Consider the following 17,594-nt stretch of genomic DNA (forward strand, 5'->3'; position numbering starts at 1 on the left):
AGATTCAATAATCATGATCTATAGATCAATCAAGAGCTAGAAGGTATTCTTACTTTTGATTAAGCTATAGATCATCTCAATACGTACAAGGAGTGGGGCAGGTATGTTAAGCCTAACAAGCACAAAATGGGAATTGTTAGATGGGCCTTATGGTAACGGTGGACATATTCCTTTACACATTCAGCAATTACAACAACACTACAATCAAGAACAAGCAACAGCATTATATTATGAAGAGCTGTATCATCAAAATACAATCTATCCTTGTACATATGTAACTGTACCTTATGTAGTAGAGCTAGCTTTACATCATTCGGATTATTCTATTCTTATCGATGTTTATATAGCATGTGGGATGTTTGAAGCATGGAATGAACTGCCCATTTCTGCTAATAACAACGATATTGCAGAAGCATGGTATCGTTATTTTGCCAACTTTGATCATACCGAAGCAAAAGATATTTATCAATCCTATACAGATTCACTTCGACAGCTTCAACAACGTATAACAGAATTGATAATGCAGGTACATCTAATCGAAGAAAGTGAAAAATTGTATATATTATCTGCTACAGCCGCTTTTCAAGGATACCGTCAGTGGGCAAGATGTTTGTTAACGTACAGTGATGGTGAAGAATATATAGTGGATTGTTCTTACTGTGATCAGCAAATCTATATTTGGACAGATACCAATAGTGATCTTACCGAATGGAGAGCATATAGGGAAGATCCAGTGATTCAGCCAGATGCTATTTTTGAAAAAGTAATACCTGATCTAAAATATGAGCACCAAACAGATCTGAATTGGTTATATACGTATATGGCTTCATTGCAAATGTCGTTTTGGTTAGCACAGCTTCCTTATTTAGGAGGAAGAGTGAAGTGTCCTCACTGTTCTGACGATATATGTGTAAAGGAAGTATTGTTACAATATTTTTCCTAGCCTTACGTACATGATCCATTTCATTATAATAGGCAACAGCATTGCTCAACATAAGGGAGCGTTAGGCAGATATGAGTGAAGTAACGATAAGCAAAGAAGAATATGAACGATTATTATCTAATGAAAACCACTACTACAATATTATTAATTATTCTAATGATTTAATCAGTCGTCATCGTATAGACAAAGGATCAACATACATTTCTGTGTCTAATGTAGCTTATGAAATGATGGGCTATTTACCAGAGGAATTAGAAGGCACGAGTGGATTTAGTTATATTCATCCTGATGATATAGAAGAAGTTAAAGAACATGTGACTATGAGCTTAATTGTAAGCCATTATGCTACAGCAGCTTACCGTATTTTGCGCAAAAATGGTTCTTACTTCTGGGCAGAAACGATATGTCGATATGTATATGATCAAAATGGTAAACAAGTTGAAGTGCTGGCAGTAACTAGAGATATTACAGAACGGAAATTAATCGAAGAACAGTTACAACAAAATGAATGGCAAATGCGTCTGATTACCAATCACACATCTGATTTTATTTCACGTCATGAAGCGTCAGAAGACCTTCATTATTTATATGCTTCACCGGCTTGTAAAACATTATTAGGTTATGAACCTGAAGAGATGTTAGGCAAAGACGGACTAAGCTATGTACATGAAGAAGATGTAGAGAAAGTACGAGACTACTTAACCTCTGTCCAACAAGTTCAAGTTGATCCAGAAACGGTGACTTTCCGTTTCCGTCGCAAAGATGGAACATATATGTGGTCGGAAACGACTTGCCGTTACACGTATACCGATGAAGGTGAAGTAGAGTATGTAGTAGCTGTTTCACGCGATATTACAGAGCGACGTGAGCAAGAACAAAGAATGGAAGCAAGCGAAAGTCGGTATAAATCTTTATTTGAACATAATCCTATCGGTATTAATGCATTAAGTATGGATGGCACGTATCTATCTATGAACAAAAGTATGGAAGACCTTCTGGGTTACACCATTGCAGATTTGAAAGATAAGTTGTATATGCCTGTTGTGTATCCTGATGATCTGGAAAAAACCAATCATCATTTTGAGTTAGCCAAAAAAGGTGAAACTCAAACATACGAAATACGCACTTTTCATAAAGATGGTCATGTGATCGAGGTACATGTTACTAATGTACCGATTTATGTAGAAAATGAAGTTGTAGGTGTGTACGGGATCATTAATGATATTACAGAACGTAATCATTATTTGGCTAAAATCAAAAATCTAAGTAATCAACAAGAACTTATCCTTAACTCTGTTTCCGAAGGGATATTTGGAGTCGATCTAGAGGGCAATACAACCTTTATTAATCCGGCTGGATCAGCCATGTTAGGCTACGATGTCGATTCTATGATGAATCAATACCATTTGAAGCAAATTGAACAAAGTGAACCAGATGGTAGCCCATCACTTGCAAGCGATACACCGATTTTGCGTTCGGTTATCGATGGTCAACCGCTTTATCGAGAAGAAGCTGTATTATGGCGACAAGATAACTCAAGTTTTCTAGCATCGTATCGTGTAACACCTATTATTGATAATGGAGAACGCGTAGGAGCTGTTATTGTATTTCAAGATCGTACTGAAGAAAATGAGGTTATACGAGCCCGCGAAGTTGCAGAACAAGCAGATCGAGCCAAGTCTGAATTTTTAGCGATTATTAGTCACGAGTTGCGTACGCCGATGAATGGTATGATCGGTATGATTGAGTTACTATTTGATACGTTAGAAACGCAAGAACAACGTGAATATGCTGAGATTATTATGGATAGTAATAACGCATTATTGAAGATTCTGAACGAGTTATTAGACTTTAGTAAAATCGAAGCTGGACGTATGGAATTGGAATATAGTGAAGTCAATATTCAACATTTATTGGATCAAGTAACCGATATTTTTGCAATTCCTGTGCAGGAAAAGAAACTATTTATTAATACGCATATTGATCCCAAATTGCCTTCTTATCTACTAGGGGACGAAGATCGATTAAGACAAGTTCTGATCAATTTGGTCGGCAACGCAGTTAAATTTACAGATTATGGTGGAGTACTGATTACAGCTCATTTGAAACCGCAGATCAATACTCAATCTATTGTTATCGAATTTTCGGTGCAAGATACAGGGCATGGTATACCGGAAGATCAGCAAGCGAAGTTATTTCAACCATTCTCTCAGATCGGCACAGCGACTAATCGCAGGTATGGTGGGACAGGGCTTGGATTATCAATTTGCAAAAAGATTATCGAGTTGATGGGCGGTTCTATTCGTGTAGAAAGCAATAGCAATCGGGGAGCGACTTTCGCATTCACACTGATACTCAATGCAGATGACTATCCAGAAATTCCTGTCGTCGAAGAGTCGTTACCTACTTTACCGGCTGTTCCTGCTTCATTATATGGCCCCTTGCGTATCTTGGTAGCAGAAGATAATACTACCAATCAAAAAGTATTGTTAACTATTTTGAGTAAAAAAGGATATCAGGCAGACCTTGTAGAGAATGGCGCAGCCGCTGTTGAAGCGACCAATCGTAAGTCATATGATCTGGTCTTTATGGATGTAAATATGCCGATTATGGATGGTCTGGAAGCCACCCGCCGTATTCGCCAACAGCATCTTCATCAGCCTTCTCCAATTATTGTGGCTGTTACTGCATTTGCGCGTAAAGAAGAACAGTTATTGTGTATAGAAAGTGGAATGCAAGATTTTGTATCCAAACCACTACGTATCCATGAAATCGAAGCACAATTGGAAAAATGGTCGGAGTATATTCAAAACCATGGTAAAAAATAATACAACCCAAACAAAGAAACTCTCTTAACGTTAGAGAGTTTCTTTGTTTACTATTGTATATCGAAAATAAACTTTGCCGATCTTTACCATTCAAAGGCGTGTTCTCGAAAATCAGAAGGAGTATATCCTGTTTCTCTTTTGAAAAATTTACTAAAATGGGTTGCTTCTTTAAAGTTAAGATATTCTGAAATTTGGCTTACGGATTGATCGGTATGCACAAGTAATCGCTTCGCTTCTAAGATCATTCGAGCAGAAACAAAAGCTTTGGCAGTCATTCCGGTGGCTTCTATAGAAGCTCTGGTTAATGTTTTTTCAGTACAATTTAAATAGTGCGCATACTCGCTAACATGGCTCCATTCAGCGAAATGTGTCTCGACAAGCTTATGGAAATGAATAAAACGTTGTGATAATTGAGTATAGGTTATAGGAAGAGTATTTTTGTGCAAAATATGAAGCCAAGTCATCAAGGTATAAAGTTGATAACGTAATAACATATGGACATCTTCGGTAGGTTCTGAGATTAGAGAATCTTCGATCATTCTATCAATCGAATGAACAGCTCGATCTAATTCTGTATTAGTTAGCGTTAGCACTTTGGGTAATCTTTCAATCTCAAAAGCTAGCTTGTGTTCATTTAAAGTTGAAGACTTAGGTATAAGAAACTCGGAACGAAATAAAATAATCCAACCCTCCCAATCTTCATCTTTTCCAAAGTTATGAACCTGATTAGGAGAGACTACAAACAGAGTTCCTGATTTACACAAAACGGGTTCAAAATCAATAGATTGAGTACATTCCCCTTGAGTCACGCAAATAACCATATAGAATTTGTATCTATGATTAATATCTATTCTTCCTTCAGGTGTACGCTTTTTCAATTCGGAAAAATTGAAAATTTCTAAGTCGTATAAATAAGGCGAAGGTGGGTTATATCCTAGAGCTCCTATTTTGACATCATGATTTAGTTGAACATTCATAGTATATATTTCCTTTCAGTGAGAAGTTGTATAAAAATATAATGTCCATTTTATATCTTTTCTAGTCCTTATATAGCCTTTATTTTATATTATAAATTACCTAAAATGATCATATAGCATCTTATCAATATAATATAGAAAAGGAGTTTGGAAAATGAATACAATGAACCATAACGAAATTGCTAAAATTGTTATGGATATCGAGCGCACGAATAATGAGCGTTAGAATCAGGGGGATTGTTACGGTTATCTCGATAGTTATAGTGACGATATCAGTTACTTTGATCCGATTACTGCAAAACTCCTCGTCGGTAAAGTAGCTGTAGAAAAGCATATTTTGACACATTATAAAAATCTAAATATTATTCGAAGCGAATATATAGATCCAAATGTAGCTATTAGTGAAGCTGGTGATCTCGCTGTACTCAGTTACAATGTACACAATTTTGTAGCAGGAGAACATGGAGAAGAACAACTTCAGACTTTTTGGAACTCAACAGCCATTTTTCACCAGATCAATGGCAAGTGGCGTACAGTCAATGCCCGCTGGTCTTTCGTTCAACATTCAGGAATTATATCCAGACCGGTACATATAGCATATGTCCGATAAAAATATACAAAATGAGATGTCTACAAGTTGGATATGAATGATATAAGTACACCTATCGATTTTCTAAAAATAAAACTGGGTTTATTAGAAAGGAATTTGATTATGACAATAAAAAACAATAAATATCAGATGAAGAGATTTACGGATTTCATTAATACAGCTGACTCAAAGCTCGCTGAAGAGCTTATCGCATCAGATGCAATATTCTACAGTCCTGGAAAAGATGATCCGATGATAGGACCACTGGGTTACCTCGCAGTCATCGATATGATGCGAGGTGGCTTTCCAGATATTCAATGGACATTGGAAGAGACCGTAGCAGAAGAAGAAATGGTAGCAGCACGCTTCACAATGAGAGGCACACACTTAGGTGATTTTTATGGTTTTCCAGCCACAAACAAGAAGATACAAGTTCAAGCAATGAATTTCTATAAATTTTCTGAAGGGAAAATTGTTAAGGAGTACGGTCAACCCGACCTGCTTGGATTGCTTCAACAAATAGGAGCTGGACCGAAGAGATAAAGCGTGTGTTCTAATGTAAGCATTACTATATAGCTAGCCGCTAGAAATTGGCGGCTTTTTCTATAATATGTTATTTTAATACTGAAAGTAATATTTAAATAGATTATAAGGGTGTAAACAGATACACAAATATTTTTAAAAAGTTGAAAAGCATATCAGAACAACGACGAGTAGAAAGAGGTGAAATTAATGAGTATTCATTCTTCAAATCATCATAATTATAAAATGAAATGGCTACGAAATGGTATTGTGAGTGTAATGGTCATTGGATTATTGGGTAGTGTGTTTACAATAGGATCAGCTCGAAGTGAGGCGACTATCCAAAGTCCATCTGCATCAAATTACTATCCTTCGTATTTTGTAATAGCTAACCCTGTGCTAGTTACAGCAGTGGTTACAGGGGCTAGTGTTGGAGTAACTCTCGGTATACCACTTACTGCAAAATTGTATGCTAATGTGCTGCTTGCTATCCAATAAATTATTATGTAACGATCCAAGTATTATTGCTTATATATAAAACCAATATAAGCTAATCCGGCTAAACAAACCAAACATCCAAGAATCGCTAAGATTCGTTGAAATGGATTGTATTTTTGCGGATTAATCGTAGAAAATTCTATAACTTGTGTTAACGTCAGCACAAAGTAGGCAAAAGCGGCTAAAGCTAATAAACCAAACGATTGTGGATAAATTAATCTCATTAGTAAGCTAAGTACAGCTACAATAGGGCAAGTCACAAAGATAATTTTAAATAGTCGTGTCATCATCAATGCTCCATTTCCTATTATTTAGAATTTGCAGAGGTAGAACGTAATATAAAAAAAGTAGCTAAAGACATACATAATATACCGCCGAACCAACCTATTGTCGGTGCATAGACAAATATATTTTTACTGTACATCCCCAAAAGAATCAAGCATATACCTGCTAAAATGAGGGCAATTGCTTTACGTTGTAACAACATAGGATTCATCTTCCTTCCATAAGTGGTCAATAGCAATAATCTAATATTATCAAAAAAAGAAAATGATTACTAAATCCCTACGATTATAATGAAGTAGGTAGATTTAATTTGGCTGATTTTTTGAAATAAAGAAATGTCATGATCGATAATTTAGAAGAATTTCAAATTATAATGGATAGATGATTTAACATTTAAAATGCGCTTTTTGCTATCTGACTCGTTTTCTTATAGAATAGTCACGTAACAATGAACGCTGGATGCGTTTTTTTGGTTACTTATAATAGTGAGGTATGAAGGCAGTCAGCTATATTTACACAACAGAGAGGAATGTACGCATGAAAAAAGTAAAAACGTTACGAACGGTGAGCATCATGCTCATGTTAGGAGTATCGCTTACGGCTGTACATACAGCTTCTGCTGATCCAGTAGTGGATAGTGCTTTTTTTGAAAAACAAAAGCAAGTGGTGATGGATCAGACTACGACTCATTCTAGTAATGATGCTAGTGCATCCAAAGAAGTGCAGAAGCTTGAAAATGCAGATTATTTGTATATGAGTCAAGATGGTCAGGTGTATAGTTCCAAACGTGGTTATCTAGGAGCCGCTAAAAAAGATGATGATCTAGAAGCTTCGCGTGTGGGGGATCAACCAACTCCGCCTATCAGTGGAAATGGGCCTGCGGTTAAAGATGTAAATGGAGGGACAACCGGAGCTTTTGAACGTAAGCAATTGGCATACTCTGGCTTCGATAGTATTACATCAGATATCACTCTTCCTAAAGTAAGTGGTCTAGGCGCAGGGGAACAACCCTGGGTGTATTACGGATTTGATTCAGACAATGCTTCTATAGAAGCAGGATATGCGTACCAGACCGGTACATTTAGATGGTTACCGTATATTCGTTCTAATGGATTCTATTATGCAGATTCAGCGTACCAGAAGTATGATGGCAATCGTATTAACAGCGTACAATTTTATCTAGCCAAAACAGCTACATCGGATACGTATTATAATGCATATATGGTTGTTGGTGGAACACAAGTAACGATTGCACCGACGAAATTTACCGATAGTGACGCTCATTCTACGTCAGTGAAAAAAGTAACTTCGATTGCGAAGAAAGCTTTTGATGGTACTAATATCGAAGGACGTACAATGAATCAACGCTATGATAATGTACAAGTATCTTTATTTTATCAAGACCAAGCTTATCCATGGACACAGTATCCAGAGTCTAGCGATTTTAAAAACAACAAATGGTACGGAACGATCGACAATCCAATCTCCTATGTACACCGCGATTGGGACAGTACATCGATCTACCGCGATACCAACTAAGATAGCGTTAGAATCGTCTATCATAGGGCGAATGCTTTCGCTACAGGTATAATTAACTAGAACTAGGTGTAACACTTGAATGTAAAAAAATAAGAAAGAAGCCAGTAGTCATCATCTGGCTTCTTTTTTTGTACATTTTGTATGAATCGAAAAGCTACCTTATTATTGCGATAGGCTATCTACCCCGTATCTAGATAATGCTTTGGTAGATGCATCGAATAGTCGCCATTGCAGATAATCATTTTCAAGTACTATAACACGTTTACCGAGTGAGCGTAATTTGCTAAGTATATAATGTGTTTCGCTACCATCAAATACGAGATGAATATGATATGTCTGTGTATCTTCATTGAAGGTTACCTGTTTATCAAAGCATGAGAAAGCATGCAAAATACGAGTAAGTTCTATATTGTATTGAGGTAGAATTTGGATCAAAGCTTGATGCTGATTCGCTGTTACTTTTTGCTCCATATACTGCTGAATCCGATTATATTGAGAAATCTCGATAGCAGGTAGAGCCTTGATTTGTGTAATTCGTATCAGTCTTGTAGTCATTGCTACTTGAGAACGCAAATTGTACCAGATGAGATACCATTCACGCTTTACCATAGAAAATTCTAAGCGCCAGGGAACCGCAGGTTGATCTCCTGTTGATTGTCCATGTTTGTTCTCATAACGGATAGATACACATTGTTGTTGACGGATACTTTTTCGCAAAGGTTGAATTAGCGTATGATACATATGATGTTGATGACTGCCCGCTTTCTCCACTAATACAGGTTGAAAAAGCAGTTGTTGCTCTTCAGGGATACTGTCTATGATTTTGGCAATCAGATCAGGAGATAATGCTTCACGAGCAACAGGGTGCGCTAACATCGTTTTGAGCCATATCCGTTCCTGTGTAGTTAAGGTGTACGTTCCATGTTCTTCTAAAGCAGATGTCAATTGATAACTAAAAATTTTCTCGAACAGATTCATAATAAGCTTGAATCTCCTTCCATTCATCAATCAAAGACTGACGTAATTCTGTGGGAGCAAGTACTTCACAGCTTGAACCAAAGCTACGTAGCCAGGGTCTAATCTCGGTATATCCATTGACTTGAATCTCATATATAAACCATTCATCGTTTTCATCTGTAATTTGTCCCCATTGTCCTTGCAATACGACCCGCTCACGAATAAAGTCTGTTGGTAGTGGATCTGCTTTGTAAAAGCGTGCTTGCACTGTAATGGTATCTCCAGTATCAACTAACCAGCTATATTGAGTTTTATGTTGTAACTTTTCCAGATATTTTGCAACATATTCTTCCGATTGTTGCTCTTCTTCTACAATATCAATTATCCCGCTCATACGAAATATCGCAATTTGTCCTTTGGGCTTAACGCCAAGCAGATACCAGCGGCCGTATTGATGATCGTAGACTACTTGCAGTGGCAACAACATATGCCGGTGCACAACAGTATTTTCATCTGCAAATAAAGGATTAGTCTGACGTGCACTATAATTATTTTTTACTTTAGTGGAAAAGTATTGAAACGAGATTTGTCGCCGCGCGCGAATCATTTGAAGCAATGTATATAGATGCGCTTCATCCAGAATACGAGCATCATAATGATATTTATAATGAAAAGGTTCAATTAATCGCTGATCCCATTGTTCAGCAGGGATAGAAGCTTGAAGTGCTTTTTTGAGATGATCACGCAGTAAATAACCTTGAACTGAAGGAATCTGTGTATTTGCCATAATATCTACAAATTCATACAGTTCGATCAATTCAGCTTGAGAGAGACTATCGGTCAGATCATTATTGAGACGATAATGATACGGACGATTTCCGGGTTCACGACAAATCACACCAATCTCTTCTAAATATCGTAGATCCGAACGAATCGTTTTCTCATCCGGCGGCGTGGTATCGCTATCGATCAGTTGCTCATCACAATAGGACAATAGTTGATTAGCAGTCATAGTTTGCTGTTTTAGAGCAGTCAAAATCATAGGTAAACGCTGACTTTCAGATTCTTTGATCGATTTGGCGCGATATAGAAAAAGCAGACTAGGTTCAGCAGAATCAGCATAGCTATAACGAAATAAATCGTTGAGATCTTGTTCTTTGTTGATTTCGCGTAATTTACGAATAGTTTTATCAAAAGTATGTATAGAAATGCCCAATCTACCGGCAAATTGCTGTCGATTATATGCATTGCCTGTCAAAGCTAACATGCGCAGATATTGAATTTCTTTATCAAAGCTTTCTTTAGCCATATGTATTCCTCCAACCTTTTTATTATTTTATAAATAGTCGCCATACTTATGCCCTGTTCGCTAGATCGATAACATGAGAAGATAAACGTATCAAAAAGAGAGCAATACAAACACTAATATTATATCAGTGTATGGCATATCCGAGGCGTTCGAAAGGGTTACTTCGACTTTTAATCGACAGGTCGCTGGTTCGAATCCAGCTTCCGCTGTATCTAGCGGAATAGCTCAGAGGTAGAGCGGTACGTACCTTTTCACTTTTTTTCTTCGGATATACTTTTTAATACTACCTGTAAAAGAAAATAGGTAAAGTAAATAAATTATCGAGGCGCTTGGAAGGGTTACTTCGCATTCATGGCGTACGGTTGCCGGTTCGAATCCGGATTCCGCTATATGGCGGAATATCTCAATGGCAGAGCCGTATTTTGACACCTTTTCAGCTTACTTCCTCGATGATATCAATATACACCACTTTATAAGGAGGCGAACAGAATGAGCCAAGCCAAACATATTTTTCAACAATCAACACCATCGATATTAAATCGTGCAGTCTATCCTGCATATGAGCGTAATCTACAAGAACGTTATCTACAAACATTGTTAACAAATACATTAGGAAATACGGTATATGCTAACAATCGTGAACTATTGATCGAAGCTACAGGGCTACATCAAGAAATGAGTGAACTCGATCCTGAATTTATGGCAAAAGCACTGGTATTTGCACGTAATCAAGGTTATATGAGACTGCAACCCATTTATGGATTAGCTATCTTGTCCAAAGTCCATCCTCAACTGTTCGCCCGTATTTTTGCACATATTATACGTATCCCTTCAGATTTAGCAGAATTTTTGACTATTTTAGAAAGTATCGGTCGTGGACAGGGTGGACGTGCAGTGAAGCGCCAAATCGCTTTATTTCTAAATCGTACCTCTGAATACTGGGCGCTAAAATATAATGGTCGCGGACGTGGATTCAATCTGAGTGATGCTATTGTCACTTCTCATCCTATCCCTGTAGATGTTAAGCAACAAGCTTTATTTCGTTATTTGCGAGGACATGAGACTAATCTAGCATTGATTCCACAGATCGAAGCGATGGAGAAACTCAAAAAAGTAACTACAGATAAAGATCGTATCAAGCAGATTCAAAAAGGCAAACTACCTTATGAGATTGTTACGAGTGCTATTACACCAACACCAAAAGTCTGGGCACATTTATTGTACCAGATGCCTGTATTTGCATTGTTACGTCATTTGAATACGTTACATCGTCATCAGGTATTGGATTATCCTGAGCATTTGCAATATGTACAGCAACGTTTAACCGATATAGAAGCGTTACGAAAAGCCAAAATTTTACCTTTTCAATTTGCTAAAGCGTACAATGAAGTGAACCATCCTGAACTACGAGATACGTTAAGCGAGGCAGTGGATTTATCGTTTGCTAATTTACCCGATTTGCCAGGGCGAACAGCTATCTTTTTGGATATTTCAGGTTCGATGAATGGTGAGTATTTGCAGACAGGTGCTGTATTTGCTTATGCATTGTACAAAAAAACGAACGGAAATTCTTTATTCTGGTTGTTCAATACTACAGTACATGATGCAAGACCTTCACGTCGTGATAGTATTATGGGTCAATCTAGACAGGTAAAAGCCTATGGAGGCACCAATACAGGAGCACCTGTAAAGCAGTTGACAGAGCTTAAAGAAAAAGTAGATCAGATCATTATGATTACCGATGAACAGCAAAACGTGGGTAGTGCTTTTTATACTGAACTGAAAAAGTATCGCAAACAGATAAATTCTGATACCAAAGCCTTTATTATCGATATTGCTCCGTATCAAACGGCTATGGTTCCACCTAATGATCGCCAAACATTTTATATTTATGGCTGGAGCGATACTGTTCTTTCTTATATTTCACAAACGCTTAAAGGATTCAATCATATGCAACATGAAGTAGAACAAATGGATCTAGATAAAGATCTATAATACCTAATCATATAAGAGAATTTCCCCTTTAGTGCAGTTGCAATAGAAGAGGGGGATTTTCTGCGTTGTTTCATCAATTTACATTACATATTTACTTTAAAGGAACAACGTATTATAATAGCAATCGTTGAGAATAATTATCATTATCATAAAAATAAAAAAGATAATGGTACGGATATGAAGGAGACAGGAACATGATACTGAAAAAATTAACCAAAACCATTTTGACAGTGGGCGCATTAACAGCAATTTTGGCAGGGTGTGGAAATACAAGCACAGCGAATCGAGCTGCTACAACAAGCGCTAACAATGCCAATGCGATTACGATCCAAGACACAGTAGGTACAACTACTTTGCCAGCTCCTGCACAAAAAGTAGTTGCACTGGAATGGTCATTTGCAGACGATCTATTAGCACTTGGAATAACACCTGTCGGCATTGCTGATGATGATAAGCCAGAAGCAATGACCAAATTAGCAGGCAAAGCATTTGAATATATGCCTTTAGGTAAACGTGAGACTCCTGATTTGGAAAAGATCACTGAAGCTGCGCCTGATCTGATTATTGCAGATAGTGATCGTCATACGAAGATCAAAGATCAATTGGATCAGATTGCGCCTACAATTGTATTGAATAGTCGTAAAGGTTCTTATGCGGAAAGTATTGATGATTTCAAAGTGATTGCCAAAGCTGTCGGCAAAGAAAAAGAAGCCGAAGCACGCGTAAAACAGCATGATCAAATCATGGCTGATCTTAAAAAACAAGTAGAAGCAATGGGAAGCAAAAAAGTATTGATTGGTGTGGCACGCAAAGACGGATTTGATGTGCATACATCCGATTCTTATGCAGGACAAGTAATGACAGAAATGGGCTTCCAAAATGCAATCTCTAATACTGACGAACCTTATGTAGAGTTAAGTTTAGAGACGCTCACTACACTTGATCCAGATGTGATCTTTATCGCAACGGATGATTCAGAAGCGATTACGAATAAGTGGAAAGAAACACCAGTGTGGAAAAATTTAAAAGCTGCTAAAAACAATCAAGTCTTTATGGTAGATCGTGATATCTGGACTCGATTCCGCGGTATCACACCTGCCGAGAAAATCGGACAGAATGCACTGGACTTTATTAACGGTAAAGTGAAAAGCCAATAGTCTAGCACATATAATAAGTGAATAGACAAACCGAATCCAGTTAAAAGTGACGTACAGATATAGTTGCTGATAGTCAAGGTTTTGTTTTGAAATGTGGCAGATCATAGCATGATACAGAATAGGAGATACAGAGCAGAATATTTGCGCTCTATATCTCCTATTTTTATTTCACAAACGATTCTTTTAGCAAGATTCTTAGACAAGAAGCTATTGTTATCAAATCAACCTTTAACAGCACCTGCTACAACACCTCTAACAATATACTTTTGCAATAAAATAAATACGATAATGGAAGGCATTACCGCCATCACCATAGCAGTCATCGCATATTGCCAATCCGACGTATACTGTCCGACAAATGTATAAGCGGCAAGCGTTAACGTTTTGGTGGCAGGAGAACCATTCACCATCAGTAATGGTAACAGAAAGTCATTCCAGATCCACATCACATCAATAATAATAATCGTTGTCGTCACCGATTGGAGTAGAGGGAAGATAACTAAGAAAAACAACTTGAATCCAGAAGCTCCATCTATCGTCGCGCTTTCATCGATTTCCCGAGGAATCCCTTTGACGAATCCATGATAAATAAAGACGGCTAGTGGTGCACCGAATCCCCAATACAAAATGCCGAGTCCCCAAGTGCTATCTGATAAATGAAGATTTTTAGCTAATTGCAATACAGTTAACATAATCGATTGAAACGGAATTAACATCGGTACAATACAGAGCAGATAAATTATATTGCTCCATTTGGATTGTGTACGAGATAATTTGTAAGCCGCAACCGAGGAGAATAAAATAATCCCGACCAGACCAATTACCGTAATAATCGTATTATTAATAAATAAACGTGGGTAATTGATATATTTCCATACATACGCATAGTTATCGAAATTAAACTGTTGAGGCATAGCGATCACATCACTCATGACTTCGGAAAAACTTTTAAAAGAGTTAATAATCGCCAGAATAAGTGGATACAAAAATAACAGTGACAGTATAATCATAACTATTTCCAGAATCAAGCGACCTGTTTTGGCGGATGTCATCAGGCTTCAACCTCCCTGCGTTTAAAGATACCAAGCTGAATAAATGTGATTACAAGTACGGCTATAAATAACACCAGTGCTTTGGCAGTTCCATAGCCGTATAAGTTATTTTGGAATGTGTCTCGATAAATATCATAAGCGACACTGTATGTTGTTCCACCAGGGCCACCGCCGGTTAATGAAAGGATCACATCAAATACTTTGATCGAGTTCGTAAGCGCCATAAAGACTGATATTGTAATCGATGGAGCGAGTAGAGGTAACGTAATACTAAAAAATTTGCGAAATGCTCCTGCACCATCGACAGTAGCTGCTTCTTTAAGATCTTCAGGCACAGCTTGTAATCCTGCAATATAGATCACCATATAAAATCCAACCGATTGCCAGATGGACACCCCTAGAATCGAGATAAAAGCAAGCCCCGGTTCACCTAACCAGCTCATCGCGAATATCCCCCAGCCTGTGGTAGTACCAAGCGATTCAAATCCTTGCATAAAAATAAATTTCCAGATAAAGCCGACAATCACCAGACTTAGAATATAAGGGACAAAAAATGCCGCCCGTAACCATGTAGTAGATCGTAATTTCATATCCAAAATCAATGCTAGGACAATCGCCAGCACATTAACCAGTACGATATACAGCACCATGTATTTGATCGTGAACCATGCGGCACTACTGAAATTCGCATCCCCTGTAAAAATTTGCTGAAAATTATCCAGCCCTACAAATTTAGGATGCTTGGCGATTCCATTCCATTTGGTCAATGAATAACGCACAGTCATCACAAATGGAATATAAAAAGCAACCGCTATACAGATCAGCACAGGTAAAGTAAATATGCCAAATTGCAATCGATCAGACCATTTTCGCCCCATTTTCATTTGTTATACCTCTTTCCCGAAAATAATATCCGATATCATATTCTAGAATAAAGCGGTTACATAAAATGTATAGCTTTTTCTGATACTTGTATTATAGAATGGCGTTACGCTCTTCAAAATGGATTTAAGAAAACAGTTAAGGGTAAAAAGGTGAACAGCCACAGAAATATAATGACAGGAGATGAATAGCAAATGGGGAGAAAGAGGAACAAGCTATCTATAAGAAAATATCCCTATTTGGGTCGATATGTAGAGGTTATCAAGTTACGAGTAACAGCTATCTGGCATCTATTATCCAGTCGCTTATTGTATAAGCTAGTGATCTTATTCACATCTATTATTATTTTGGTAGTTACTTCATTGACAGTGATCTCTTATCAGATGATTCGTAAAGAATCAGTGAAGCATAGTATAGATAGTACAGCGAATAATCTACTGCTGGTCAATCGTAATTTGCAAGATTATATGGATGGGATCGCTCAATATTCTTTGCCGCAACTACAATATGATGATCTGATTCATGCGATTATGAATGAGAATCAAGAGTATGCTTCACGTATGTATCTGGAAAATTATTTACGACGATTGTATTTTGGTCGCAGTGATCTGGATGGCATTTCGTTGTATCTTGTGCAAGAACAGAAGTATTATTCGGTCAGTCGTGAATCGTATAATATCGCTTCTCGTTCCGGGTATGATCGCGATATCGTTAATCAACCGTGGTATAGCACAGTGCTTCATCGAACCGATAATCAATATTTTCAATCTCTAACACTGACTTCAACAAAAGATAATCATGACGCTCAGTCCAATAGCTTTATGGCATATCATCGTGTATTACGCTCGATTGCTTCTCGTCAACCACAAGCCATTTTAACCTTCTATGTGAATCCTTCTACGCGGGATACGATTTTGCAAGATACTTCGATAGATGCAGGTGAACATCTTATTTTTACCGATGCCAATCATATTCCTTTTTATGTAGATGATCCTCTATTTTATCAATCTATGCTAGCCAGTGGTCTTATCAAGCAATTGCAAGATCAAACCAGTGATCCATTAACATGGACGATTGATCAACAGCGTTATATGGTCATGTACAATGAATCAACGTCTAATCAATGGACATTAATCAAGCCTATTTTGTACAGCCAGATTTATGAAGTGGCTAACACTACCCGTAATTTAAGTTACTTGATCGGTGCTGGGTTTTTATTGATCTCGTTTGCACTGGTGACGGTATTGGCGAATGAGATTACTCGACCTTTGGGGCATTTATCCAAGCAAATGAATCGGTTTAGCAGTGGAGAGTTTGAGATTGAAGCTACAGTCAAAGGACAAGATGAGATTGCACATCTCACCAGACATTTTAACGATATGGTGCGCAATACGAATGAATTAATCAATGAGCGTTATCGAATGAAATTAGTCGAGCAAAATGCTATTTTGAAAGCACTTGAAGCAGAACTGAATCCGCATTTTCTGTATAATGCGTTACAAGCTATTTCCACCAAAGCACTGCGAAGTGGCAGACTCGATATAGCCGATATGGTCGATAATCTAGCACAGACACTTCGTTATTGTATCGGTGGCAAAGATATCGTAATAGCAAGCGAAGAACTCAAGCATATAGAACGTTATTTGTCACTCCAAAAAGCACGCTTTGGCAGTCGGTTACAAATGACTATCGATTGGGATGATTCGTTACTTCAATTACCAATTCCCAAATTATCAATTCAATCCTTAGTCGAAAATTCGATCAAGCATGCAGTCGAACAAGTATCCGAGCCAGTGATGATTACAATTACAGCACATTTAACAGCTCAAGATGTGCTGATTACTGTTCGAGATAATGGCCCGGGTATTCCGCCAGATCGATTAGAGCAAGTACTGGATTCGTTCGAGCAAACATTTATTGAACGCGAAGGCAGTCATATCGGGCTCCAAAATCTGCATACCCGATTGCAAATTTTATATGGTGAACAAGCTGGTTTACTGATTGCTAGTGATCAGACAGGTACTGAATTGAGCATGTATATACCACAAGGGGGAGCGTAAT

Annotated in this window: 15 protein-coding genes, 1 tRNA gene and 1 pseudogene; 10 read left to right on the plus strand and 7 right to left on the minus strand. The window is 37.6% G+C overall.

The window, feature by feature from the left end; genetic code table 11:
* The first annotated feature begins 103 nt into the window (after positions 1 to 103).
* Positions 104 to 943: a hypothetical protein gene (locus tag ACFSGI_RS09390; protein ID WP_204823865.1), complete on the plus strand. Its 840-nt coding sequence runs from the start codon at positions 104 to 106 to the stop codon at positions 941 to 943.
* 71 nt (positions 944 to 1,014) lie between these two features.
* Positions 1,015 to 3,771, plus strand: coding sequence for a PAS domain S-box protein (locus ACFSGI_RS09395; RefSeq protein WP_204823866.1), 2,757 nt, complete (start codon positions 1,015 to 1,017; stop codon positions 3,769 to 3,771).
* A gap of 83 nt (positions 3,772 to 3,854) precedes the next feature.
* Here ACFSGI_RS09395 and ACFSGI_RS09400 read toward each other — a convergent pair whose 3' ends face one another.
* Positions 3,855 to 4,748 (minus strand): helix-turn-helix domain-containing protein, encoded by an 894-nt coding sequence (locus ACFSGI_RS09400; RefSeq protein WP_204823867.1) that lies wholly within the window; start codon positions 4,746 to 4,748, stop codon positions 3,855 to 3,857.
* Positions 4,749 to 4,989: 241 nt separating this feature from the next.
* On the opposite strand from ACFSGI_RS09400, the pseudogene ACFSGI_RS09405 reads away from it, so the two are divergent.
* The 3 genes and pseudogenes from ACFSGI_RS09405 to ACFSGI_RS09415 form a co-directional block, all read left to right on the plus strand.
* Positions 4,990 to 5,358, plus strand: a pseudogene (locus ACFSGI_RS09405) (YybH family protein); the annotation flags it as partial.
* 33 nt (positions 5,359 to 5,391) lie between these two features.
* On the plus strand, positions 5,392 to 5,880 hold the full coding sequence (locus tag ACFSGI_RS09410) for an ester cyclase (RefSeq protein ID WP_379283940.1): 489 nt from the start codon (positions 5,392 to 5,394) through the stop codon (positions 5,878 to 5,880).
* 189 nt (positions 5,881 to 6,069) lie between these two features.
* Positions 6,070 to 6,357: a hypothetical protein gene (locus ACFSGI_RS09415; RefSeq protein WP_204823868.1), complete on the plus strand. Its 288-nt coding sequence runs from the start codon at positions 6,070 to 6,072 to the stop codon at positions 6,355 to 6,357.
* A gap of 23 nt (positions 6,358 to 6,380) precedes the next feature.
* Here the strand turns inward: ACFSGI_RS09415 and ACFSGI_RS09420 are convergent, their stop codons facing one another.
* Both ACFSGI_RS09420 and ACFSGI_RS09425 read right to left on the minus strand, forming a co-directional pair.
* A complete protein-coding gene (locus ACFSGI_RS09420; RefSeq protein WP_204823869.1) occupies positions 6,381 to 6,644 on the minus strand; it encodes a hypothetical protein in 264 nt (87 codons plus the stop codon).
* A gap of 20 nt (positions 6,645 to 6,664) precedes the next feature.
* Positions 6,665 to 6,844, minus strand: coding sequence for a hypothetical protein (locus ACFSGI_RS09425; protein WP_204823870.1), 180 nt, complete (start codon positions 6,842 to 6,844; stop codon positions 6,665 to 6,667).
* A gap of 335 nt (positions 6,845 to 7,179) precedes the next feature.
* Here ACFSGI_RS09425 and ACFSGI_RS09430 point away from each other — a divergent pair, with 335 nt between their 5' ends.
* Positions 7,180 to 8,181, plus strand: a complete 1,002-nt coding sequence (locus tag ACFSGI_RS09430; protein ID WP_204823871.1) for a hypothetical protein — start codon at positions 7,180 to 7,182, stop codon at positions 8,179 to 8,181.
* A 162-nt stretch (positions 8,182 to 8,343) separates the two neighbouring features.
* On the opposite strand, the gene ACFSGI_RS09435 is transcribed toward ACFSGI_RS09430, so the two are convergent.
* On the minus strand, positions 8,344 to 9,159 hold the full coding sequence (locus tag ACFSGI_RS09435) for a WYL domain-containing protein (RefSeq protein WP_204823872.1): 816 nt from the start codon (positions 9,157 to 9,159) through the stop codon (positions 8,344 to 8,346).
* On the minus strand, positions 9,134 to 10,447 hold the full coding sequence (locus ACFSGI_RS09440; RefSeq protein ID WP_204823873.1) for a helix-turn-helix transcriptional regulator: 1,314 nt from the start codon (positions 10,445 to 10,447) through the stop codon (positions 9,134 to 9,136). Before ACFSGI_RS09440 ends, ACFSGI_RS09435 begins: the two co-directional genes overlap by 26 nt.
* A gap of 144 nt (positions 10,448 to 10,591) precedes the next feature.
* Here ACFSGI_RS09440 and ACFSGI_RS09445 point away from each other — a divergent pair.
* From ACFSGI_RS09445 to ACFSGI_RS09455, 3 genes are all read left to right on the plus strand, one after another.
* Positions 10,592 to 10,656, plus strand: a tRNA-OTHER gene (locus ACFSGI_RS09445).
* Positions 10,657 to 10,936: 280 nt separating this feature from the next.
* Entirely contained in the window at positions 10,937 to 12,442 is a 1,506-nt protein-coding gene (locus ACFSGI_RS09450; RefSeq protein WP_204823874.1) for a TROVE domain-containing protein, read from the plus strand.
* 194 nt (positions 12,443 to 12,636) lie between these two features.
* Positions 12,637 to 13,599 carry an ABC transporter substrate-binding protein gene (locus ACFSGI_RS09455; protein ID WP_204823875.1) on the plus strand — a complete coding sequence of 321 codons (963 nt, stop codon included), beginning with the start codon at positions 12,637 to 12,639 and terminating at the stop codon, positions 13,597 to 13,599.
* 221 nt (positions 13,600 to 13,820) lie between these two features.
* Here ACFSGI_RS09455 and ACFSGI_RS09460 read toward each other — a convergent pair whose 3' ends face one another.
* Together ACFSGI_RS09460 and ACFSGI_RS09465 are read right to left on the minus strand one after the other, a co-directional pair.
* Positions 13,821 to 14,651 carry a carbohydrate ABC transporter permease gene (locus ACFSGI_RS09460; protein WP_204823876.1) on the minus strand — a complete coding sequence of 277 codons (831 nt, stop codon included), beginning with the start codon at positions 14,649 to 14,651 and terminating at the stop codon, positions 13,821 to 13,823.
* Positions 14,651 to 15,535 carry a carbohydrate ABC transporter permease gene (locus ACFSGI_RS09465; RefSeq protein WP_204823877.1) on the minus strand — a complete coding sequence of 295 codons (885 nt, stop codon included), beginning with the start codon at positions 15,533 to 15,535 and terminating at the stop codon, positions 14,651 to 14,653. The genes ACFSGI_RS09460 and ACFSGI_RS09465 overlap by 1 nt, the downstream gene beginning before the upstream one ends.
* Positions 15,536 to 15,772: 237 nt before the next feature.
* Between ACFSGI_RS09465 and ACFSGI_RS09470 the strand changes: the two genes are divergently transcribed.
* Positions 15,773 to 17,593, plus strand: a complete 1,821-nt coding sequence (locus ACFSGI_RS09470; protein WP_379283047.1) for a sensor histidine kinase — start codon at positions 15,773 to 15,775, stop codon at positions 17,591 to 17,593.
* Position 17,594 lies beyond the last annotated feature (1 nt).

The sequence above is a fragment of the Paenibacillus nicotianae genome (assembly GCF_042681745.1).
GTDB lineage: Bacteria > Bacillota > Bacilli > Paenibacillales > Paenibacillaceae > Saccharibacillus > Saccharibacillus nicotianae.

Excerpts from the sequence above, each read along its gene's own strand:
- ACFSGI_RS09410 (WP_379283940.1), top strand. The coding sequence starts at position 5,392 with ATGAATGATATAAGTACACCTATCGATTTTCTAAAAATAAAACTGGGT.
- ACFSGI_RS09435 (WP_204823872.1), bottom strand. The coding sequence starts at position 9,159 with ATGAATCTGTTCGAGAAAATTTTTAGTTATCAATTGACATCTGCTTTA.
- ACFSGI_RS09430 (WP_204823871.1), top strand. The coding sequence starts at position 7,180 with ATGAAAAAAGTAAAAACGTTACGAACGGTGAGCATCATGCTCATGTTA.
- ACFSGI_RS09425 (WP_204823870.1), bottom strand. The coding sequence starts at position 6,844 with ATGTTGTTACAACGTAAAGCAATTGCCCTCATTTTAGCAGGTATATGC.
- ACFSGI_RS09390 (WP_204823865.1), top strand. The coding sequence starts at position 104 with ATGTTAAGCCTAACAAGCACAAAATGGGAATTGTTAGATGGGCCTTAT.
- ACFSGI_RS09440 (WP_204823873.1), bottom strand. The coding sequence starts at position 10,447 with ATGGCTAAAGAAAGCTTTGATAAAGAAATTCAATATCTGCGCATGTTA.
- ACFSGI_RS09415 (WP_204823868.1), top strand. The coding sequence starts at position 6,070 with ATGAGTATTCATTCTTCAAATCATCATAATTATAAAATGAAATGGCTA.
- ACFSGI_RS09465 (WP_204823877.1), bottom strand. The coding sequence starts at position 15,535 with ATGAAAATGGGGCGAAAATGGTCTGATCGATTGCAATTTGGCATATTT.
- ACFSGI_RS09400 (WP_204823867.1), bottom strand. The coding sequence starts at position 4,748 with ATGAATGTTCAACTAAATCATGATGTCAAAATAGGAGCTCTAGGATAT.
- ACFSGI_RS09420 (WP_204823869.1), bottom strand. The coding sequence starts at position 6,644 with ATGACACGACTATTTAAAATTATCTTTGTGACTTGCCCTATTGTAGCT.
- ACFSGI_RS09455 (WP_204823875.1), top strand. The coding sequence starts at position 12,637 with ATGATACTGAAAAAATTAACCAAAACCATTTTGACAGTGGGCGCATTA.
- ACFSGI_RS09395 (WP_204823866.1), top strand. The coding sequence starts at position 1,015 with ATGAGTGAAGTAACGATAAGCAAAGAAGAATATGAACGATTATTATCT.
- ACFSGI_RS09460 (WP_204823876.1), bottom strand. The coding sequence starts at position 14,651 with ATGACATCCGCCAAAACAGGTCGCTTGATTCTGGAAATAGTTATGATT.
- ACFSGI_RS09450 (WP_204823874.1), top strand. The coding sequence starts at position 10,937 with ATGAGCCAAGCCAAACATATTTTTCAACAATCAACACCATCGATATTA.